The organism is Promicromonospora sp. NPDC050880 (genome assembly GCF_044456525.1).
Classification (GTDB): Bacteria; Actinomycetota; Actinomycetes; order Actinomycetales; family Cellulomonadaceae; genus Promicromonospora.
In genome coordinates this window covers 340,129-359,585 of the sequence record NZ_JBITFV010000001.1, presented here as the reverse complement: position 1 = coordinate 359,585, position 19,457 = coordinate 340,129, and the positions used below count along the sequence as shown (strand labels likewise).

22 protein-coding genes are annotated in these 19,457 nt (G+C 71.9%); 11 read left to right on the top strand and 11 right to left on the bottom strand.

The genetic code is table 11. The features are described from left to right. The first annotated feature begins 1 nt into the window (after position 1). From ACIBBF_RS01740 to ACIBBF_RS01730, 3 genes are read left to right on the top strand one after another with little or no spacing between them, the layout of a single operon-like run. Entirely contained in the window at positions 2-1,303 is a 1,302-nt protein-coding gene (locus ACIBBF_RS01740; protein WP_397409845.1) for an extracellular solute-binding protein, read from the top strand. Beyond that, positions 1,300-2,235 (top strand): carbohydrate ABC transporter permease, encoded by a 936-nt coding sequence (locus ACIBBF_RS01735; protein ID WP_397409843.1) that lies wholly within the window; start codon positions 1,300-1,302, stop codon positions 2,233-2,235. Before ACIBBF_RS01740 ends, ACIBBF_RS01735 begins: the two co-directional genes overlap by 4 nt. Then, positions 2,235-3,077, top strand: coding sequence for a carbohydrate ABC transporter permease (locus ACIBBF_RS01730; protein ID WP_397409841.1), 843 nt, complete (start codon positions 2,235-2,237; stop codon positions 3,075-3,077). Before ACIBBF_RS01735 ends, ACIBBF_RS01730 begins: the two co-directional genes overlap by 1 nt. Position 3,078: 1 nt before the next feature. Here the strand turns inward: ACIBBF_RS01730 and ACIBBF_RS01725 are convergent, their stop codons facing one another. The 3 genes from ACIBBF_RS01725 to ACIBBF_RS01715 form a co-directional block, all read right to left on the bottom strand. Further along, positions 3,079-4,050, bottom strand: coding sequence for an MsnO8 family LLM class oxidoreductase (locus ACIBBF_RS01725; protein ID WP_397409839.1), 972 nt, complete (start codon positions 4,048-4,050; stop codon positions 3,079-3,081). An 82-nt stretch (positions 4,051-4,132) separates the two neighbouring features. Next, complete coding sequence (locus ACIBBF_RS01720; protein WP_397409837.1) at positions 4,133-4,861, bottom strand: ATP-binding cassette domain-containing protein; 729 nt, start codon at positions 4,859-4,861, stop codon at positions 4,133-4,135. A gap of 9 nt (positions 4,862-4,870) precedes the next feature. Continuing rightward, entirely contained in the window at positions 4,871-5,329 is a 459-nt protein-coding gene (locus ACIBBF_RS01715; RefSeq protein ID WP_397409835.1) for a MarR family winged helix-turn-helix transcriptional regulator, read from the bottom strand. Between the two features lie 106 nt (positions 5,330-5,435). Between ACIBBF_RS01715 and ACIBBF_RS01710 the strand changes: the two genes are divergently transcribed. Continuing rightward, a complete protein-coding gene (locus ACIBBF_RS01710) occupies positions 5,436-6,512 on the top strand; it encodes an LLM class flavin-dependent oxidoreductase (protein WP_397409833.1) in 1,077 nt (358 codons plus the stop codon). Then, positions 6,505-7,062 carry an NAD(P)H-dependent oxidoreductase gene (locus ACIBBF_RS01705; RefSeq protein ID WP_397409831.1) on the top strand — a complete coding sequence of 186 codons (558 nt, stop codon included), beginning with the start codon at positions 6,505-6,507 and terminating at the stop codon, positions 7,060-7,062. The genes ACIBBF_RS01710 and ACIBBF_RS01705 overlap by 8 nt, the downstream gene beginning before the upstream one ends. Positions 7,063-7,090: 28 nt before the next feature. Here ACIBBF_RS01705 and ACIBBF_RS01700 read toward each other — a convergent pair whose 3' ends face one another. Together ACIBBF_RS01700 and ACIBBF_RS01695 are read right to left on the bottom strand one after the other, a co-directional pair. Then, positions 7,091-7,828 carry a MerR family transcriptional regulator gene (locus tag ACIBBF_RS01700; RefSeq protein WP_397409829.1) on the bottom strand — a complete coding sequence of 246 codons (738 nt, stop codon included), beginning with the start codon at positions 7,826-7,828 and terminating at the stop codon, positions 7,091-7,093. 22 nt (positions 7,829-7,850) lie between these two features. Further along, positions 7,851-8,801 (bottom strand): CPBP family intramembrane glutamic endopeptidase, encoded by a 951-nt coding sequence (locus tag ACIBBF_RS01695; RefSeq protein WP_397409827.1) that lies wholly within the window; start codon positions 8,799-8,801, stop codon positions 7,851-7,853. A gap of 174 nt (positions 8,802-8,975) precedes the next feature. Between ACIBBF_RS01695 and ACIBBF_RS01690 the strand changes: the two genes are divergently transcribed. Together ACIBBF_RS01690 and ACIBBF_RS01685 are read left to right on the top strand one after the other, a co-directional pair. Next, positions 8,976-9,710, top strand: a complete 735-nt coding sequence (locus ACIBBF_RS01690; RefSeq protein ID WP_397409825.1) for a MerR family transcriptional regulator — start codon at positions 8,976-8,978, stop codon at positions 9,708-9,710. Positions 9,711-9,828: 118 nt separating this feature from the next. Then, positions 9,829-11,739, top strand: coding sequence for a S9 family peptidase (locus ACIBBF_RS01685; protein WP_397409823.1), 1,911 nt, complete (start codon positions 9,829-9,831; stop codon positions 11,737-11,739). Here ACIBBF_RS01685 and ACIBBF_RS01680 read toward each other — a convergent pair. Genes ACIBBF_RS01680 through ACIBBF_RS01670 form a run of 3 tightly spaced genes read right to left on the bottom strand, consistent with a single transcriptional unit; the run spans position 11,736 to position 14,485 of the window. Further along, entirely contained in the window at positions 11,736-12,722 is a 987-nt protein-coding gene (locus ACIBBF_RS01680) for a pirin family protein (RefSeq protein WP_397409821.1), read from the bottom strand. The genes ACIBBF_RS01685 and ACIBBF_RS01680 overlap by 4 nt on opposite strands. Positions 12,723-12,770: 48 nt before the next feature. Further along, a complete protein-coding gene (locus ACIBBF_RS01675; protein ID WP_397409819.1) occupies positions 12,771-13,418 on the bottom strand; it encodes an NADPH-dependent F420 reductase in 648 nt (215 codons plus the stop codon). Next, entirely contained in the window at positions 13,415-14,485 is a 1,071-nt protein-coding gene (locus tag ACIBBF_RS01670; RefSeq protein ID WP_397409817.1) for an LLM class flavin-dependent oxidoreductase, read from the bottom strand. The genes ACIBBF_RS01675 and ACIBBF_RS01670 overlap by 4 nt, the downstream gene beginning before the upstream one ends. Positions 14,486-14,574: 89 nt before the next feature. Here ACIBBF_RS01670 and ACIBBF_RS01665 point away from each other — a divergent pair, with 89 nt between their 5' ends. From ACIBBF_RS01665 to ACIBBF_RS01655, 3 genes are read left to right on the top strand one after another with little or no spacing between them, the layout of a single operon-like run. Further along, positions 14,575-15,084: a MarR family winged helix-turn-helix transcriptional regulator gene (locus ACIBBF_RS01665; RefSeq protein WP_397409815.1), complete on the top strand. Its 510-nt coding sequence runs from the start codon at positions 14,575-14,577 to the stop codon at positions 15,082-15,084. Between the two features lie 25 nt (positions 15,085-15,109). Next, positions 15,110-16,006, top strand: coding sequence for a VOC family protein (locus ACIBBF_RS01660; RefSeq protein WP_397409813.1), 897 nt, complete (start codon positions 15,110-15,112; stop codon positions 16,004-16,006). Between the two features lie 51 nt (positions 16,007-16,057). Next, complete coding sequence (locus ACIBBF_RS01655; protein ID WP_397409811.1) at positions 16,058-16,435, top strand: GNAT family N-acetyltransferase; 378 nt, start codon at positions 16,058-16,060, stop codon at positions 16,433-16,435. Between the two features lie 13 nt (positions 16,436-16,448). Here the strand turns inward: ACIBBF_RS01655 and ACIBBF_RS01650 are convergent, their stop codons facing one another. From ACIBBF_RS01650 to ACIBBF_RS01640, 3 genes are all read right to left on the bottom strand, one after another. Beyond that, positions 16,449-17,183 carry a response regulator transcription factor gene (locus tag ACIBBF_RS01650; protein ID WP_397409809.1) on the bottom strand — a complete coding sequence of 245 codons (735 nt, stop codon included), beginning with the start codon at positions 17,181-17,183 and terminating at the stop codon, positions 16,449-16,451. A 142-nt stretch (positions 17,184-17,325) separates the two neighbouring features. Then, positions 17,326-17,490, bottom strand: a complete 165-nt coding sequence (locus ACIBBF_RS01645; RefSeq protein WP_397409807.1) for a hypothetical protein — start codon at positions 17,488-17,490, stop codon at positions 17,326-17,328. Beyond that, positions 17,487-18,530 carry a glycosyltransferase family 2 protein gene (locus tag ACIBBF_RS01640; protein WP_397409805.1) on the bottom strand — a complete coding sequence of 348 codons (1,044 nt, stop codon included), beginning with the start codon at positions 18,528-18,530 and terminating at the stop codon, positions 17,487-17,489. Before ACIBBF_RS01640 ends, ACIBBF_RS01645 begins: the two co-directional genes overlap by 4 nt. A 516-nt stretch (positions 18,531-19,046) precedes the next feature. On the opposite strand from ACIBBF_RS01640, the gene ACIBBF_RS01635 reads away from it, so the two are divergent. Further along, positions 19,047-19,430 (top strand): hypothetical protein, encoded by a 384-nt coding sequence (locus tag ACIBBF_RS01635; RefSeq protein ID WP_397409803.1) that lies wholly within the window; start codon positions 19,047-19,049, stop codon positions 19,428-19,430. Positions 19,431-19,457: the final 27 nt, after the last annotated feature.

Genomic DNA, 19,457 nt, shown 5'->3' with positions numbered 1-19,457 from the left:
AATGAGGCTGAGGATCGGACGACGCACGGGTGCCGTCGTGGCTGCCGTGACCGCGGCGGCCGTGCTGGCGGCGTGCGGAGGTGGCAGGCAGCCCGGCGGGGCCCCTCAGGGCGGAGCGAGCGCGTGGGCTCTGACCGGAGAGAGCGGCGACGTGCTCGGCGCCCGGTTCGACGCGTGGAACGAGGCGAACCCGGACGAACAGTTCGCCGTCGAGTACTTCGCCAACGACGCCTACAAGGAGAAGATCCGCACCGCCGTCGGCGCGGGGAACGCGCCGACCCTCATCTACTCGTGGGCCGGCGGCACCCTGGAGGACTACGTCGCGAACGGCAACGTCGTCGACCTGGGCGACAGCACGGCGCGGCTGGAGGAGGAGCTCATCCCCTCGGTCGCCGCCAACGGCCAGGCCGACGGCACGTCGTACGCCGTCCCCACCACGCACAGCCAGCCGGTCGTCCTGTACTACAACCAGGAGGTCCTCGACGCCGCCGGCGTCGAGGTCCCGACCACCTACGACGAGCTGCTCGACGCCGTGGGCACGCTCCAGGACCACGACGTGATCCCGATCGCGCTGGCGGGCCAGAGCGTGTGGCCCGAGCTGATGTGGATCCAGTACCTGACCGACCGTATCGGCGGCCCGGAGGTCTTCCAGGCCGTGCTCGACGGCGAGGAGGGCGCGTGGTCGGACCCGGCGATCGTCGAGGCCACGACCAAGATCCGCGAGCTGGTCGACGCCGGCGCGTTCGGCGACACGTTCGGCTCGGTCAACGCCGACCAGAACGGCGACACCGCCCTGGTGCAGACCGGCAAGGCGGCGTTCATCCTGCAGGGCAGCTGGGTCTACCCGGACTTCGCCGCGGGCGCCCCGGAGCTCGTCGAGTCCGGCGGGCTCGGCTACACGTCGTTCCCGCTCGTCGACGGCGGCGCCGGCGACCCGGCCAACATCGTGGGCAACCCGTCGAACTTCTGGTCGGTGTCCGCCGACGCCTCGGAGGAGGCGCAGGCGACGGCGAAGAAGTTCATCGAGACCGAGGTGCTGAACGACGCCGCCGTCGACGACCTCCTGGCCATCGGCACCGTGCCGCCGATCGTCGGCATCGAGGACAAGATCGCCGAGCAGGACGACGCCGACTACCTGTCGTTCGTCTACGGCCTGGTCAGCGACGCGCCGCACTTCCAGCTCTCCTGGGACCAGGCGCTGCCGCCCGCCCAGTCGCAGGCGCTGCTGGACAACCTGAGCCAGCTCTTCCTCGGGCAGATCGACCCACAGCAGTTCTCCGACGCCATGGACGCGACGCTGTGACGGTGGCGGCCCCCTCCGAGAGCCCCGCCCGTTCCCGTCCGGACCGCCGCCCGGGAACGGGCCGCGCGCAGGGCCCGTCGGTCTGGATGTCCGCCCCGGCCCTCGCGCTGTTCGGGCTCTTCGCGGTGGTCCCGCTCGTCGGGGTGCTCGTGCTGTCCTTCATGAGCTGGGACGGGCTGGGCGACCCGGCCTGGACCGGGACCGACAACTGGGGGCGCACCCTGTCGGACCCGGTGACGCTCAACGCGATGCGGCTGACCGCCGTCGTCACGATCGTGTCGTGGCTGTTCCAGGCCCCGGTGTCGCTGCTGCTCGGCGTCTTCATGGCCGGCCGGCAGCGATACCGAGCGGTGCTGTCGGTGCTGTACTTCCTGCCGCTGCTGTTCTCCGCGGCGGCCGTCGCCATCGCCTTCCGTGCCCTGCTGGACCCGAACTTCGGCCTCGGGCCGGCCCTGGGCGTGCCGTGGCTGGCGCAGGACTGGATCGGGAACCCCGACCTGGCGCTGTGGGTCGTGCTGTTCGTCATCGGCTGGTGCTTCGTACCGTTCCACTCGCTGCTCTACCAGGGCGGGGTGCGGCAGATCCCCGTGTCCCTGTACGAGGCGGCGCTCCTGGACGGCGCCGGGCGGGTGCAGCAGTTCTTCCACATCACGCTGCCGCAGCTCAAGTACACGATCATCACGTCCTCGACGCTGATGATCGTGGGCTCCCTGACGTACTTCGACCTGATCTTCGTGCTGACCGGGGGCGGCCCGGGCAACGCGACCCGCATCCTGCCGCTGGACATGTACCTGACCGGGTTCCGCAGCTACGACATGGGGCGGGCCAGCGTGATCGCGGTCATCCTCGTCGTCGTCGGGCTGGCCGTGTCACTGGCGCTGAACCGGCTCTCGGGCGCCCACCGCATGGAGTCCCAGATGGAGGGCGTCTGATGTCCGCACCCACCGCGCGCGCCGCGCGCACCACGCCCAACGTCCTGGGCGGGCTGGCCGGCTGGTTGTGGCTGGCCGTCATCATCGTGCCGATCTACTACATCCTGGTCACCAGCCTGCGACCGCAGGAGGACTACCACTCCGAGAACACCCTGTCGTGGCCGTCCCGCCCCACGCTGGACGCCTACGGCGAGGTGCTGGCGAACGACTTCCTGCGGTACTTCGGCAACTCCGTGGTCGTCACCGTCGTCTCCGTCGCGGTGATCCTCGCCGTCTCGCTCATGGCGTCCTATGTCGTGGTCCGGTCGCGACGCCGCTCCACGGCACGGATCTTCCAGGTGTTCCTGCTGGGGATCGCCATCCCGATCCAGGCGACGATCGTCCCCGTCTACTACCTGATCGTCCAGCTCGGCCTGTACGACACGTTGTGGGCGCTGATCCTGCCCTCGATCGCGTTCGCGATCCCGCTGTCGGTGCTGATCCTGACCAACTTCCTGCGCGACGTGCCGGGCGAGCTGTTCGAGTCGATGAAGGTCGACGGCGCGGGCGAGTGGCGCACCCTGTGGAGCCTGGCGGTACCGCTGACCCGCCCCGCGATCGTCACGGTCGGGGTCTACAACGCGCTGCACGTCTGGAACGGGTTCCTCTTCCCCCTGGTGCTCACCCAGAGCGCCGAGACCCGCGTGCTGCCGCTGTCCCTGTGGGCGTTCCAGGGCGAGTTCTCGCTGAACGTGCCCGCCGTGCTCGCCGCCGTGGTGCTGTCCGTGCTGCCCATCCTGGCCGCCTACGTGATCGGACGGCGCCAGCTCGTGTCCGGTCTGACGGCCGGGTTCGGCCGGTAGCTCACCGGCCGAGCGCGGCGAGCGCCTCGTCGGCCTCGGCAAGCTCGTGCCGGTCGTAGGTGCTGGTCGTCGCCAGCACCTCGGCCGCGCCGGTCCGTGCCGTCAGCGCCGCGACTTCCGCCGCCACCTGGTCCGCGGTGCCGGCGATCACGCCGCCGTACCCCCGGTCCACCGCCGCCCGGACCTTGGGGCTGGCCGTGTCGAGGAGGCGGCGCACGTCGTCGAGCGGGCGCAGGGCGGTGAACCCGCCGGTCTCCCGTGAGCTGGCCAGCGCCCAGATCTCGGGCAGCAGCAGCTCGCGCGCTCGCTCCTCCGAGCCGGCCACGGCGACGTCGACGCTCGCCACCAGGTACGGCTCGGGCACCGCCGGGCTGGGGCGGAAGTCGCGGACGTAGGCGCTGGTCGCGTCCGTGTCCCGCAGCAGCGGCCCGCCGATGACGGCTGGCAGCCCGAGTCGCGCCGCCAGCTCCAGGCCGTTCTTGATCGCCAGCAGGAACAGCGGCGGTGGCGCGACGTGCGGCCGGGCGACGACGGCGTCGTCGGGACCGCCGTGCAGGTAGGAGCGAAGCTCCTCGACGGCGCGCGCGTGCTCCGCCGGATCCAGGGTGGTGCGACCGAGCGCACGGCGGATCGCGGAGGTGAACGCGAGCGACGCCCCGATGCCCACGTCGATCCGTCCCGGGTGGAGCGCCTCGAGCAGCCGCACCTGCTCGGCCGCCACGAGCGGGGTGTGGTTCGGGAGCATGATGCCCCCGGTGCCGAGGCGGATCGTGCGGGTCCGCGCGCCGATCGCGGCCAGCAGCACGGTGGGCGCGGCGCTCGCGATGCCGGGCACGGAGTGGTGCTCGGCCACCCAGAACCGGTGCAGGCCGAGGCGTTCGGCCCGGACGGCGCGCTCGACGGTCCCGGTGACCGCGTCGGCGTCCGACTCCCCCAGGCGGGTTCGGGTGCGGTCCAGGAGCGAGATGCGCACGGCGGGTCCTCTCGGTTCGGGGCTGGTCCCCTCTGGCGAACCTGGCGGCCGGGCCGGAACATTCCCCGGACCGCCCGACCGCTCACGCCCCGTCGAAGAACGTGCCCGGCCGCCCCAGGAACCTCTTCCACAGCGCCACCGACTCCAGCTCGGACCACGTGCGCTCCGCGATGCCCTGCTCGGTCATCTCCAGGATCTGCGCCCCGGGGATCGCCGCGACCAGCGGCGAGTGCGTCGCGTAGATCACCTGCGCGGCATGGTCGGCCACCAGGTCCTGCAACCGGTAGAGCAGCTGCAGGGTCGACTCGAACGACAGCGGCCCCTCGGCCTCGTCGAGCAGGTACAGGCCGGGGCCGTCGAACCGGCCGGCGATCGCCTGGAGGTAGGACTCACCGTGACTGACCTCCGTCGACAGCCGGTCCCCGTACCCCTGCACCCCGGCCTCGGTCATGTAGGCGAGCATCCCGAACGCGGTCTCGGCCCGCAGGTAGAACCCCTTCGCCTGACGACGCGTCATCCGGGCCCCCACCGCCGACCGGTCCAGGGCGATCACCTCGCCCAGCGGGCTCACGTCCTGACCGCTGGCGTACCTCCGGCCGCCGTGCCCGCCACGCACGTCCAGCCCGTACCCCTCGGCGATGGCTTCGAGCAGGGTGGACTTGCCCGACCCGTTCGCCCCCACCAGGACCACGATGTCGCTGGTGAACGCCACGCCACGGGTGAGCAGCTCACCGATCGCCGGCACCGTCCACGGCCAGGTCGCGCGGTCCTCGACCGCCCCTGCGGGAACACGAACGTTCTCGATCAGCACCGCACCAGGCTAGCGACGCCGGTCGCCCTCCTGGTCCGCAAGGCTCGCCCAGACGCCGGCCAGCGCCCGGAGCTGCTCGTCGCTCAGCCTGCCGAGGAAGAGCCGCCGGATGTCGGCGTGCTGCTGCTTCCAGGCCGCGCGCAGCAACGACCGTCCCGCTCGGGTCAGCGCGATCTCGTACCCTCGGCCGTCGGTGGGGACGCGGCGGCGCTCGATCAGGCCACGCTTCTCCAGGCGGTCCGCGAGCCGGGAGAACCCTCCGGTCGACATCATCCGCAGCTCGGCCAGCTCCGTCAGCCGCATCCCGTCCCGCCCGGCCTCCCCCAGCAGCCCCAGCACGCTGTACTCGGCCATGCTGACCCCGAGCGGGACCAGACCCGCCTCCATCTCGCGCCAGATGCGCTCGTGGGTGACCAGGAAGCCGCGCCACGCCTCGTCCTCGAGCTCGGTCAGCCGTTCGGTCGCCATGGACAAAACCTAGTCCACACGCGGCGCGGTTGACGGAATAGTTGCTTGCGCAGGAAGGTTGTTCCAGGTAGCCACAGGTCGTGGCACCACGGAGAGGACGTAGGCGATGGCATTCGAGATCGGCATCATGACCTTCGGCGAGGTCACACCCGACCCGGTGAGCGGCACCGTCCGCACCCCGCACCAGCGAGCCCGGGAGACCATCGAGCTGGCGCGGGTGGCCGACGAGGTGGGCCTGGACGTCTTCGGCATGGGCGAGCACCACCGCACCGACTTCGTCGGCTCCGCCCCCACCATCGTGCTGGCGGCGGCGGCCGAGGCGACCCGGCGCATCAGGCTCACCAGCGCCGTCACCGTGCTGGGCTCCGAGGACCCGGTGCGGGTGTGGGAGCAGTTCGCCACCATCGACCTGATCTCCGCCGGCCGCGCGGAGATCATCGCGGGCAGGGGCTCCTACACCGAGTCGTTCCCGCTGTTCGGGTACGACCTGGCGGACTACTCCGAGCTGTTCCGCGAGAAGCTCGACCTGCTGCTCCGCATCCGCCAGGAGAACCCGGTCACCTGGTCCGGGAGACTGCGGCCGCCCCTCGTGAACGCCGACATCGGGCCGCGCGCGTACGGGGACACCATCCCGGTCTGGGTCGGCGTCGGGGGCTCCCCCGCGTCGGCGATGAGCACGGGCACGCTCGGCCTCCCGCTCGCCCTCGCCATCCTGTTCGGCCCGATGGACCTGCACCGCGAGTCGGTCGAGCTGTACCGCGCGGCCGCCGAGCAGGCCGGGCACGACCCGTCGGCCCTGCCCGTGAGCATGAGCGTCGGCGGCTACGTGGGCAGCAGCGCGCGGCAGGCGCGCGACACCATGTACCCCTCCTTCGCCCGGTTCATGATGGAGCACAACCACCAGCGCGGCCGCGGGATGCTGCTGCCGCGCGACGCCTTCGACGCCGGGGCCTCGCACGGCGGCAGCTACATCGTCGGCGACCCGGACGAGGTCACCGACAAGATCCTCCGCTTCCAGGAGCTGTACGGCCTGACCCGCATCATCATCCAGATGGGGGCCGGGAGCATGCCGCAGCGCGAGCTCCTGGACGCCGTCGAGCGCCTCGGCACCGAGGTCGCCCCGGCCGTCCGCAAGGCACTCGGCGAGCAGCACACCACTGACGAGGAGCCCGGCGATGCCTGAGCCCGCGCCGCTGCGCGTCGTCGTCGTCAACGGGAGCCCCAGCGAGAGGTCCAGGACGGCGGCGCTCGCCGACGTCGCCGTCCGCACCCTGGAACGGATGACGCCGGTCGAGGTGCACCGCGTCGACGTCTACCGGCTCGGCGCCGGCTTCACCGGTGCCCTCGACCGGGAGAGCGTCACGGCGGAGGTCGAGGCCGAGCTGCGCGCCGCCGAGCACGCTGACCTGCTCATCGCGGCGACCCCGGTCTTCCGCGGCTCCTACACGGGCCTGTTCAAGCACTTCTTCGACCTGGTCGAGCAGTACGCCCTGGCCAACAGGCCGGTGCTCCTGCTGGCGACCGGCGGCGGCGACCACCACGCGCTCGTCCTCGACCACGCGCTCCGGCCGCTGTTCGCGTTCTTCCAGGCGCTCACCCTGCCCGTGGCCGTCTACGCGTCCTCCGGCGACTTCGACGGGACGGCCCTGCTCAACCCGCGCGTCTACGGCCGCATCCAGACGGCGTTCGACGACGCGGCGGGCCTGCTGCGCCGTCGGTCGGTCGCCGTCTGAGCCGCCGTCCGAACGCCAGGTCCGGGGGTCAAGCGCTCTTCTCTCCCACCGGCCCCGAGGCCGAGCTCAGCGCGTGCGCCCGCCGCAGCACGTCCAGCTGCGCCGAGCTGTACAGCGCCTGCAGTGCCTGCCCCACGGCCTGCCGCGTCGCCTCGGCCTGACGAGGCGACGCGGCCTTGGGTTCCATCGTCACCGAACCGTTGGCGCCGACGAACGGTGCCATCCGTTCGGCCAGCGCCTGCCGCGTGGCCTCGTCCGCATCCGTCGGGAGGTCGCGGAACTCCTCGTCGAGGGCCTCGTGGGGGTTGGCCGCGAGCAGTTCGCGCAACGCGGCCATCGACTCCTCGGTGAAGAGCTGGGCGTAGATCGTCAGCAGCGCCCGGTCGTTGTCACGCAGGGGCCGGGCGACGTCGTGGAACGTGGCGGGCACGTCGGGCGTCGCACCGGGACGGGACAGCGCGGCCAGCTCCTGCCGGATGCCCTGGATCCGCTCGACCGTGGCCGCGAGCTCGGCGTCGATCTCCTGGAACACGGACGGGTCACCGCCCGACACGGCGCCCAGCTCGGCCACCTGCGCGAGCGAGAGCCCCAGGCCCGTCAGCCGCTTGATCTGCAGCAGCCGGGTCAGGTGGCGTACCTCGTAGCGCTTGTTGTAGCCGTTGGGCGCGCGGTCGGGCTCGTCGAGCAGGCCGATCGCGTGGTAGTACCGCACCGTCTTGACCGTCGTGCCCGACAGCTCGGCGATCTCACGGGTGCTCCACGCCATGGTGCCTCGCTTCGTCGGTGGTCTACTTCCTAACGCGCGCGCGGCGTTCGCGCATCCACACCAGCACGACCATGGCGACGTTGACGGCGGCGAGGATGAGCAGGGCCGCGTCGCCGGTGTCGGTCGACCGGTCGATGGTGTAGCCCTTGCCGTCGGACATCAGGGTGTTGACGGACGAGAACAGCACGTTGTTGGCGATGTGGAACGCAGCGGGTGCCTCGATGCCGCGGCTGATGACCGCCATCAGGCCCGTGGCCAGGCCGATGAAGGTGTAGTAGCCGAACAGCCAGGGGTCGCTGGACCCGTGCAGCATCGCGAAGCCCACGGCCGAGACGACGATCCCGACGGCGAGCGCCGGGCGCACCGCGCGCACCCAGGAGGCCGCGGCGGGCAGCACGGCGCTGCGGAACATCAGCTCCTCGCCGACCGACTGGACGGGGGTGCTCACGAGCGTGACCACCAGCATGAAGATCGTCGTGCCGGTGAACCCGAACGCGACCCAGCCCGGGGACTCGGGCGCGACGAGCGCCACGACGCCGATGCCCACGGCCACCAGCACGGCCGCGCCGAGCAGGTACTGCCCCAGCCGGCGGCCGTCGAACGCGCGCGGCGAGCTGATCAGGCTGCGCCACGGCACCTTGGCGAGCGTGGCCAGCAGCACGATCGCGAGCAGGCCCGACAGGCCCACGCTCAGGTTGATCGCGAGGAGCTTCAGCGGCGTGAAGGTGGGCGACAACGGGTCGTCGGAGCCCTCGATGACGGCGACGATCTGGTAGAAGACCACCTGGAGCACCACCATGACCAGGGCGGGCACGATGATGACGACCAGCGGCTTCCACCAGCTCATGCGCAGGTGGGCACCGAACGGCCGCGAGCCGTCGAGGCCCGGGGGCGGTGCGTCCGTCCCGTCCGGGACGCGGCTGCCGGGTCGGGTCACCGGGGCCCAGGGGGCGCCGGACTCTGAGGTACTCACGATCGGTCTTCCTCTTCTCGGTGGCGGATCGATGGATCCACTCCCGAGTGGACACTGTGCCCTCGGGGCAGAGGCAAGTGCTCGGCCGGGAGGCCGGTGCGGGGGCCGTACGTCACGCTGGACCGGCTGGGACCGCGGCTCGCCGAGCCGCCGACAACGGAGAGGAGGGTCCCTGTGCTCACCAGCGAGCTGGCTGCCCTGGCCGGCGTCACCGTCCGGACGTTGCGCCACTACCACCAGATCGGGCTGCTGCCCGAACCCCCGCGCACGGCAGGGGGCTACCGGCGCTACGACGTCGGCCACCTGGTCCGGCTCCTGCGCATCACGAGGACGGCGGCGCTCGGCGTCCCGTTGTCGGACCTGCCGGCCGTGCTGGACGACCCGGCGGCCGCCGGGGAGCTGCTGGACGAGCTGGATCGCCGGGCGGCCGAGGAGATCGAGCGGCTGACGGCGCGCCGGGCCGACATCGCCGCGCTGCGCCGCGCGGGGGTGCCGCCCGACCTTCCTCCCGAGGTCTCCGTCTGGCGGTCCCCCGCGGACGGCCTTCCGCCGGACATGGCGCGCTACGAGCACGAACAGCTCGTCCTGGCCGCGCACCTGCTCGGCACGGCCGACCTCGCGGGCCTGGCCGCGCTGCTCGGTACGCCCGGGGAGCCGGTCGTGCCCGCTGACCTGACGGCACGGTTCTACGCCCTGGACGACGCCACCCCGGACGACGAGGTCGCGGCGCTCGTCGGCGAGCTCACGACGCACCTCGGGCGGGCGCTGGCGCGGCTGACCGACCCGCCCGGTGTCGACGCGCGGTCCGCCGCCCTGCTGAAGGAGCTGTCGGAGCAGACGCTGCGCCCGGTGCAGCGCGGCGTCCTGCGCCGCGTCCAGCGGCGGCTGGCCCGCCTCGACGGGGCGTGACCAGGGCGCGGCCGACCGGCGCCGTGTGACCGGGGTCACGCGTGCGGGGGTTGAGTCCGACGCGACGTCGGGGTCTGGACTCGGGCGTGCACGCACCGACCGAGAGCGAGGACCCGCCATGACCGCACCGCCGACCCTGATCCCCGTCGAAGACCTCTTCGGCCTGCCCGTCCGCAGCCGGGCGGTCCTGTCCCCCGACGGCACGAGGGTCGCCTACCTCGCGCCGTGGCGCGACCGGCTCAACGTCTTCCTCCGGGACGTGGACTCCGACTGGGCCACCCCCGACGGCGAGGACGACGGCGCCGCGCGCCGGGTCACGTCGGACACGCGGCGGAACATCGACAGCTTCTTCTGGTCCGCCGACGGGCGCTGGCTCCTGTTCCTGCAGGACACCGACGGCGACGAGAACTGGCACCTGCACCGCGCCGACGCGGACCGACCCGACGAGCCCGCCGCCGACCTGACCCCCTACGCGGGCGTGCGGCTGCTCCACGCCCAGCTCTCGCCGGACCTGCCCGGTACCGCGCTCGTGCAGCTCAACCTGCGCCGCCCCGACCTGATCGACGTCTTCGCGCTCGACCTGGTGACCGCGGAGCTCACCACCGTCGCGGAGAACCCGGGCGACGTCGTCGGCTGGCTGCCCACCTCCGGCGGGCTGCTGGCCCACACCATGGAGGAGGGCGGTGACCACGTGCTCTCGTGGTGGGACCGCGACGAGCGGCGACCGATCGCGCGGCTCTCCGGTGTCGACCACCCGTTCGGGTTCCAGCCGGCGGTGCCCACACCGGACGGGACGGGTCTGTGGACCGGTTCGACGCGCGGGACGGACCGCACCCGCCTGGTCCGGCTCGACCTGGCCACCGGGGAGCAGACCGGCGTGGACGGCCACCCCACCTTCGACCTGGACACGCCCCGCCCCGAGGCCGACCCCCGCTACCCGTCCTCGCTGATCCTGCACCCGGGCACCGGTGACCTGCTCGGCGCCCGCTACCTCGGCGCACGGCAGGAGATCCACGCGCTGGACGAGCACTTCGCCGAGGTCCTGCCCCGGCTGGCCGAACTGTCCGACGGCGACCTGGCCCATGTGTCCTGCGACGCCACGGCACGGCGGTGGGTGGTGGACTTCACGCACGACCGGGACCCCGGCGTCACCTGGTTCTACGACCATGCCACGGGACGGTCGCGCCGCCTGTTCCGCCCCTTTCCCCACCTCGACCCCGAGCGGCTCGCCCCGGTCGCACCGGTCACCGTCACCGCCCGTGACGGCATCGACCTGCCCTGCCACGTCACCCTGCCGGTCGGGGTGGAGCCGCACCGGCTGCCGACCGTGCTGCTGGTCCACGGCGGGCCGTGGTACCGCGACAGCTGGACCTACGACCCGGAGGTGCAGCTCCTGGCCAACCGCGGCTACGCGGTGCTGCAGGTCGACTTCCGGGGCTCCACCGGGTACGGCAAGGCCCACATGCAGGCGGCGATCGGCCAGTTCGCGGGCCGGATGCACGACGACCTGATCGACGCCGTCGACTGGGCGGCCGGACAGGGCTGGGCGGACCCGGACCGGGTGGCGGTCTACGGTTCCTCCTACGGGGGGTACGCCGCTCTCGTGGGTGCCGCGTTCACCCCGGACCGGTTCGCCGCGGCGGTCAGCTACACCGGCATGTCAGACCTCGTCGACCTCGTGGAGTCCGTGGTGCCGTTCGCCCGCCGCGCCGTCGCGAACAGCTATCTGCGGTACATCGGCGACCCGGACGACCCGGACCAGCGCGCCGACATGCTCGCCCGCTCACCGATCAGCCGGGTCGACGACATCACCGCGCCGGTGCTGCTGATCCACGGCGCCAACGACGTCCGCGTGGCCCGCAGCCACTCCGACCGCGTGGCCGAGGCGCTGCGCGCCCGCGGCGCCGAGGTCGAGTACCTGCTCAACGAGAACGAGGGTCACTGGTTCATCAACCCGGACAGCAACATCGAGCTGTACCGCACGCTCGACCGGTTCCTCGCCCGGCACCTGGGCGGGCGAGCCGGCTAGGACGGGCGCCCGGTCCGCACCGGCGGGTTGCGTCGTGGCGTCATGATCACGTCCGGCACCGGCGGTGCGGGCAGGGGCTGCCCGTGGTAACCCTCGACGCTCCCGAACCGGCCGGACGCGGCCTCCCAGTCCTGGCGGGCCTGCAGGATCTCCGCGTGGTCCCGCACGACGAAGTTCCACCACATGACGATCTCCTCCTCGAACGGCGGGCCGCCGAGCAGGATCGTGCGGGCCGGGGTGTCCGCGTGGTTCGTCACGGTCAGGGTGCCGACGCCGGGCGCCACGTAGCCGAGCTCCGCCGCCGGGACCGGGGTGCCCTCCAGCCGCACGTCACCGGCGTCGACGAGCAGGCCGTGCTCGAACCCGGGATCGACGCGCAGCGTCACCGTGGCGTGCGGCTCGACGTCGACCTGTGCGCCCAGCAGGGGCGTGAACGTGCGCACCGGCGACGTCTCGCCGTGCAGCGACCCGAGGAAGACCCGCAGCTCGGCCCCCTCGATCCGGACCGGCTCCGGCACGTGGTGCTGGAAGTTGCGTGCGGCGTCCCGGTCGGCGTCGGGCAGGGCCACCCAGAGCTGGACGCCGTGCAGGCGCGTGGTGTCCGTCGTGGAGACCTCGGAGTGGGCGATGCCGCGACCGCCCGTCATGAGGTTCAGCTCCCCCGGCCGGATGTACGAGTGGGTGCCCAGACTGTCCCGGTGCTCGATCGTGCCGCTGAACAGCCAGCTCACCGTCTGCAGACCCGTGTGCGGGTGCGGCGGCATGTCCATGCCGCCCGCCGTGACCTCGACCGGGCCGTAGTGGTCGGCGAAGCACCACGCGCCGATCAGCGTCCGGGCCCGCTGCGGGATGGTGCGCCGTACCTGAAGGGCCCGCGTCCCGCCCAGGGGCACCTCGCGCGCCGAGAGCACCTCGACCCTGTCCGTGCTCCGGGCGTCCGCCCCGCAGCGCACCGCTTCCGAGACCGCTTCCTGATTGCTCACCTGGGCCACTTCCTTCTCTGTCGTCGATGGGACTCTGGTCGTGCTCGCCTACGGCGTCGGTACGGCCACCCCGGTGAGCCGGTGGAGCTCGGCAGCCTGGACATTGGCCCCGAAGGCCGGTGTGCCCGGCTCGAGCCGGACGCCCTCGGCGAGGGGCCCGATCAGCACGGGGTCGAAGCCGAGGTCGTCGACCAGGGCCGCGACCTCGGCGACGTCCGCCTCCGCGTCCCCGGCGACCGCGATCGCCTTGCGGCCCGGCGCCCCGGCGGGCCGGGCCCCGTCCTCCAGGTCGTGGTAGCCCATGTGGTTGAAAGCCTTGACGACGCGCGCGCCGTCAAGGAACTCCTGCACGTGCTCGCTCGACGAGACGCCCGGCGCGAGGAACCGGTCGCGCGGCCCGTCGACCTCCCACCAGTGGTTCATCGTGTCGACGACGAGCCTGCCGCGCAGCTCGTCGACGGGCAGCGCACGGTACTTGCCGAGCGGCAGCGCGAGGAGCACGACGTCGGCCTCCCGGGCGGCGTCGGCGGCCCGCACCGCGGTGGCGCCCGGGGTCAGGACGTCGACCGTGAGGGCGATCTTGTCCGGCTCCCCCGACCCCGCGACCAGGACCCGGTACCCGGCGGCGAGCGCCAGCCGGGCCAGGACCGTGCCCACCTTGCCGGCCCCGAGGATGCCGACGGTGCGAGCCGTCATCGGGCCACCTCCAGGGTGTCGGCCTTCTCCGCGAGCAGCTCACGCACCATGGGGATGACCTGGGTGCCGTACAGCTCGACGGCGCGCAGGCGGGCGCTCGCCGAGACCGCGCCGGCGGCGGAGTAGATCAGGTCGAAGCGGCCGACGTCGAGCGCGCGGATGGCGTGGGCCATCTTGCGGGCGACGGTCTCGGGCGAGCCGATGTAGAGCGAGCCGTGCTCCACGTCGGCGTCGAACTCCTCGCGGCGCAGGGGCGGCCAGCCGCGCAGGGCACCGATCCGGTCACGGATCACCTTGTAGCCGGGGTAGAACAGGCGCTTGGCCTCCTCGTCGGTCTCGGCGACGAAGCCCGGGGAGTGCATCCCGACCGGGTAGGCCGTGGTGCCGAGCTGCTGCGTGGCGCGCCGGTACAGGTCGACGTAGGGGGCGAACCGGTCGGGCGCACCGCCGATGATCGCGAGCATGAGGCGGAACCCGTACTGCGCGGTGCGGATGACCGACTGCGGGGAGCCGCCGACGCCGACCCACGTGGTCAGCCGGCCGGAGTCGGTCTTGGGGAAGACCTCCGCGTCCTTGAGCGCGGCACGCGTGGTGCCCTCCCAGGTGACGGGTCCCTCGTCCAGCAGCTTGTGGAACAGGTCGATCTTCTCCTCGAAGAGGATCTCGTAGTCGGCCAGGTCGTAGCCGAACAGCGGGAAGGACTCGGTGAACGAGCCCCGGCCGAGGATCACCTCGGCGCGCCCGTCCGACAGCGCGTCGAGGGTGGCGAACCGCTGGAAGACGCGCACCGGGTCGTCGGAGGACAGGACGGTCACACCGGAGGCCAGGTGGATGCGCTCGGTGCTGGTCGCGATGCCCGCCAGCACGGTCTCGGGCGTGGAGATCGAGTACTCGGGACGGTGGTGCTCGCCGAGGGCGACGACGTCCACCCCGGTCTGGTCGGCGAGCACCGCCTCCTGGACGGTCGCGCGGATCGCCTGGGCGTGGGAGACGACGCGGCCCTGGTCGTCGCGGGGCAGGTCGCCGAAGCTGTCGATACCGAACTGGACGGTCTGGCTGTCGGTCATGTTTCTCCTTGCAGGGGCTCCGACCACGTCGGGATTGACGTGTCAATCCTGTAACGTGCAAAGTTGACGTGTCAATCCCGGGAGGTGCCGTGGCACAGAGCACGCGCCGCGCGATGCCCACGCGCGAGCAGCTGCGCATCTGGCGCAGCTACATCGAGACCGCCGAGACGCTGCGCTCGCGCCTGGAGGGGCGCCTGCAGAGCGAGTCGTCGCTGTCGTCCGCCGACTACCGTGTGCTGCTGGCGCTGAGCGAGGCGGACCGCAGGACCCTGCGCTCCTCCGAGCTGGCCGAGCTGATCGGCTGGCAGCGCAGCCGCCTGTCGCACCACCTGGGGCGGATGGAGAAGCGCGGGCTGGTGCACCGTGCCCCGTGCCCCGACGACGTGCACGGCATCGACGTGCGGCTGACCGACCTGGGTGCCGAGTCGTTCCGGCACAGCTCGGTGCCCCACCTGCAGGACGTGCACGAGCTCTTCCTCGACGCCCTCTCCCCCGAGCAGCTCGCGGCGCTCGACGACGCCACGACGGCGTTGCGCCGGCACCTCGACCCGGAGGACACCGGCCTGGCTCGGCGGCGTGACACCGCCCGGAATAGTTGATGCTTCAATTGAGTTGGCGGTGGCCATGAGCACAGACGCACGGCTCGCAGCCGACACCTCGATGGGCGCGGTCACCCTCAACGTCGCGGACCTGGACGGCATGACCGCCTACTACCGCGACGGGGTCGGGCTGACCGTGCTGGAGCAGACCGGCCCTCGGGTGGTCCTCGGCCGGCCCGGCCGCGCCGTCGTCGTGCTGGTGCACACGCCCGCCCTGCGGCACGCCTCGCCCCACGACGCGGGCCTGTTCCACACCGCGATCCTCTTCGACTCGGAGGCCGCCCTGGCCGCGGCGGTCTACTCCGTCGCCCGCCTGCGCCCCGGGTCGTTCACCGGCTCCAGCGACCACCTCGTGAGCAAGGCGTTCTACTTCGACGACCCCGAGGGCAACGGCGTCGAGCTCTACTGGGACCGCGACCGCACGCAGTGGAGCTGGGTCCACGGCCAGGTGGAGATGGGCACCATCTTCCTCGACCCGAACGCCTACCTGCGCGAGCACCTCGACGAGCGCGGACTGGCCGGGGAGGCGCTGGGCGACGCACGCGTGGGCCACGTGCACCTGTCCGTCGGGGACATCGCCTCGGCGCGCGACTTCTACGCCACGCGGCTCGGCTTCGACGTGACCCTGGCCCTGGGCGACCAGGCGCTGTTCGTCAGCGCCGGCGGCTACCACCACCACATGGCCATGAACGTGTGGCGCAGCCGCGGCGCGGGCCGCCGCCAGCAGACCCTCGGCCTGGGCCGCGTGGACATCCAGGTACCCTCCGCCGACGACGTCGGCGAGCTGACCGAACGCCTGAGGTACCACCGGGTCGCCGTGCGGGACGACGGCCGGACCGTCAGCTTCGAGGACCCCTGGGCCAACGCCGTCCGCCTGAGCACCGAGCCCAGCCCGGACCACCCGACCGAGACGACCGCCTGACCTGACCGGCGCGGTTCCGATGCCGCCCACCGACCGAGAGGACCCACCCCGATGAGCGACGAGAGCCAGACCGAGGTCACCGTCCGCGACAACCCCGCCAAGAGCCGCTTCGACGTGCTCGTCGACGGCGCCCACGCCGGGTTCTCGATGTACAAGGACCTGGACCCGGAGGCAGAGGCGGACCCGGAGGCGGGCACCGGAACGGCGTCCGCCGGACCGCGCATCTTCTACCACACGGTGGTCTTCGACCAGTTCGAGGGGCGCGGCCTGGCCGCCATCCTGACCCGCACGGCGCTGGACACCAGCGTCCGGGCGGGGCACCGCATCGTGGCCGTCTGCCCCTACGTGAAGAAGTGGCTCACCACGCACCACGACTTCGACGACGCCGTCGAGGACGTGCGCCGGGAGCACCTGCGCGCCCTGGCCTGAGCGGACGTCCGCCTCAGGGACCCTCGAACCGGTACCCCAGCCCCCGGACCGTGCGGATGAAGCGCGGGCTCGTGGGGCTGTCGCCGAGCTTGCGCCGCACGTTGGCCACGTGCACCTCGACCGTGCGGTGGTCCGCCTCCGTGACCTGGCCCCCGTAGCGGTACTGGTCGGGCCAGAGCTCGGCCGCCAGGTCTCCCTTGGCCACCGTGCGGCCGTGCGCCCCGTGCAGCACGGCGAGAAGGTCGAACTCGGTGCGGGTGAGCTGGACCAGCTCGCCGTCCAGGCGCACCGTGCGGCGTGCGGGGTCGATCTCGAGGTGGCCGTCGACAGTGGTGGGTCCGGGCACGTCCGCGACCGGCACCGTGACCCGGCCGGCACGACGCAGGAGCGCGTCGACCCGCGCCCGCAGCTCGCGGGGCCGGAACGGCTTGGTCACGTACTCGTCGGCACCCACCTCCAGGCCCATGAGCGTGTCCGGCTCGCCGACCCGGGCGGTGAGCATGACCACGACCGTGTCGGAGAACGTCCGCAGCCGCCGCACGACCTCGAACCCGTCGATGTCGGGCAACGACACGTCGACGGTCGTCACCACGGGATCGTGCGCCTTGACCAGCGCCACGCCCTGCGCGCCGGTGACCGCGGCATGAACGGTGAACCCGGCCTGCCGCAGGGTGAACTCGATGAGCGCGCGGATGTCGTCGTCGTCCTCGACGACGACCGCGACTCCCCGGTCCCAGGTTTCATCCATCTGCCGAACGTAACAACGCGGGCCCTGCGCCGCCGTCCCAGGCAGGCGACTCGCGGCGCCCGCCTCGGCGGGTTCCTCCGGCGTCGTGCGAAGGGGTGCTTGCCGCCGGGTCGACGACAAGCCCCCCTCCGGCGCCCCGAGGTCACCCCTCTTTGCGCGGGATGATCCGCCGCACGGCTGCTCCGGCTGCGATCAGGGCGAAGGACGCCAGGACGATCCACAGCAGGTTCTCGGGGCCCGTGGAGGCCAGGGCTGCCGCGCCGCCGCCGCCGACCGTGGTCAGTGCTGCTCCGTTGTACATTGTCACCATCTCCTTTCTCGGTTCAGTGCGGAGTCGAGATATGCCTTTCCGTGGCACACCTGAAGGAATATGTCGAACGGCAGCTCGTAGAGCGTGCCGGCGAGGATCTGCCGGAACGGGCCCCGGTCACGCAGGGTGATCACACGTTCCAGGGCGAAGACACCCGTCAGTGCCAGCCAGAACGGCTGGATGTTCAACGCCCCGTACGCCACGACGGACCAGACGAGAGTCGCCAGGTAGGCCGCGGTGACCAGGACCCCGAGCATGGTCACGATCTGCCGGCCCCAGTAGGGCGCGGTGACCCGGGTGAACCCGTACTGCACGCAGTTCTCGATGGCGCCACGCTTCCAGCGCAGGCGCTGGTTCCAGAGGTCCCGCCAGGTGGGCATCACCTCGGTCGTCAGCGTGCAGCCCTTGGGCGAGAGGATCGTGTAGCCGAGGTGCATCAGGGCGAACGAGATCTCGTTGTCCTCCGTCAGCACGGTCGTGTCGTAGACGCCGCCGTGCCCGTCACCGGCCGGGATCTCCCCCGACAGCCGCGCCGCCTGCACGTGCCGCAGCGTCGAGACGCGGAACACCGCGGCGGTGCCGGTGACGACCAGGCACTTCCCCTTGAGCCGCCGGACGTCCCGGGCGTACCGCGCGTACTCGTTGCGCTGCAGGTGACCGACGAATCCGCCGCCGTCCTGTCCCCGGAACACGCCCCCGACGGCCCCCAGCCGGTGGTCGGCGGTCAGCCGGGCGAGCGCGCTCTCGATGAACCCCGGGTCCAGCACGCTGTCCGCGTCCTGCACCAGCACGAAGTCGTCGTCCTGCAGCCGAGGGAGCACGACGGACAGGACCTGGTTGAGGGCTCCGGCCTTCTTGTGCGTGTTCCCGACCGTCTCGGCGACGTAGGCGCCGGCACGCTCGGCGAGGTCGACCGTGTCGTCGGTGGAGTTGTCCGAGACGACCAGGATCTCGTCGGGCGGCCGGGTCTGACGGCTCAGCGCCGTGACGGTCTCGGTGATCCCGTCCGCCTCGTTGTGCGCCGGGATCAGTACCACGAGACGGCTGCCGGTCGACGTGGTCGCCGGGGCCTCGGTGAGAACAGCCGTGCCACGCGCCGCGGTGAGCTCACCGGACTGCTCGCGGCTTTTCGAATGGCTTTCTGAAAGACCACCGGAATACACCTGGCGGCCCGGCTCGTCATGACATTCTTGACGTTCTTCCGGCCTGTAGGAAGGTCGCATCTCCACCATGGCGATGCCTCTCGTGAGTATCTGGATGACCACGTCCAGCGTGTGATCCAGAACTCAACGCCCAGCCGAATTTCATCAAGGGCACCTCAAGATTTTCCTTGAGATTCTTGAGGATCTTGAGGTAATACGATCAACGCCCCGGAGCGGGTGAATGAACCCCCTTTCTCAATCGCCGGAGACTGGAAGAACATCCGCTTTCCCGGGCCACTGCCGCACGCTCGTCGAGGCCCGCCCGAGGCCACATCACAGCCCGTCCGCGTGCACACGAGCCCAGTCCTGGTAGACATGCCACCGACCACCGCAGCGAAAGGGGCACATCGGATGCACGACGGCAGATCCCTGCGAGCGTGGGTGTGGGTCATCGCCGTCCTCGGCTACCTGATCCTGCCCGTCGTCGCGTTCTTCCCACTCGTGGGCGGGGGCCTGGGCGATCTCGGCACCACCGGAGGACCACCCGGCGGCGTCGCCGGGATCGGGCTGTTCGTGATCCCCGTGCTGACCTGGGTGATCACCGTCGCCCTGCACCGCGAGCGCCGTACGCACGGCGAGCGGGCCCTGGACGGCGTGGTCCTGAACTGGATCGGTGGTGTGCTGGTGACGGCGCTCGTCGTGACGGCCGCCGGCTCGTACGTGGTCCCTCGCGCCGTCGACTACCTCGAGCACCACGAGCGGCAGAGCGCTGCGGTCGGCGCCGAGCCGGCCTGATGCTCGGGCCCGGGCTCGGGCCGATAT

Bases quoted from the DNA above. Each gene is read 5' to 3' on its own strand.
- ACIBBF_RS01740 (WP_397409845.1), top strand. From the start codon at position 2: ATGAGGCTGAGGATCGGACGACGCACGGGTGCCGTCGTGGCTGCCGTG.
- ACIBBF_RS01730 (WP_397409841.1), top strand. From the start codon at position 2,235: ATGTCCGCACCCACCGCGCGCGCCGCGCGCACCACGCCCAACGTCCTG.
- ACIBBF_RS01715 (WP_397409835.1), bottom strand. From the start codon at position 5,329: ATGGCGACCGAACGGCTGACCGAGCTCGAGGACGAGGCGTGGCGCGGC.
- ACIBBF_RS01710 (WP_397409833.1), top strand. From the start codon at position 5,436: ATGGCATTCGAGATCGGCATCATGACCTTCGGCGAGGTCACACCCGAC.
- ACIBBF_RS01705 (WP_397409831.1), top strand. From the start codon at position 6,505: ATGCCTGAGCCCGCGCCGCTGCGCGTCGTCGTCGTCAACGGGAGCCCC.
- ACIBBF_RS01700 (WP_397409829.1), bottom strand. From the start codon at position 7,828: ATGGCGTGGAGCACCCGTGAGATCGCCGAGCTGTCGGGCACGACGGTC.
- ACIBBF_RS01685 (WP_397409823.1), top strand. From the start codon at position 9,829: ATGACCGCACCGCCGACCCTGATCCCCGTCGAAGACCTCTTCGGCCTG.
- ACIBBF_RS01675 (WP_397409819.1), bottom strand. From the start codon at position 13,418: ATGACGGCTCGCACCGTCGGCATCCTCGGGGCCGGCAAGGTGGGCACG.
- ACIBBF_RS01670 (WP_397409817.1), bottom strand. From the start codon at position 14,485: ATGACCGACAGCCAGACCGTCCAGTTCGGTATCGACAGCTTCGGCGAC.
- ACIBBF_RS01660 (WP_397409813.1), top strand. From the start codon at position 15,110: ATGAGCACAGACGCACGGCTCGCAGCCGACACCTCGATGGGCGCGGTC.
- ACIBBF_RS01655 (WP_397409811.1), top strand. From the start codon at position 16,058: ATGAGCGACGAGAGCCAGACCGAGGTCACCGTCCGCGACAACCCCGCC.
- ACIBBF_RS01650 (WP_397409809.1), bottom strand. From the start codon at position 17,183: ATGGATGAAACCTGGGACCGGGGAGTCGCGGTCGTCGTCGAGGACGAC.
- ACIBBF_RS01635 (WP_397409803.1), top strand. From the start codon at position 19,047: ATGCACGACGGCAGATCCCTGCGAGCGTGGGTGTGGGTCATCGCCGTC.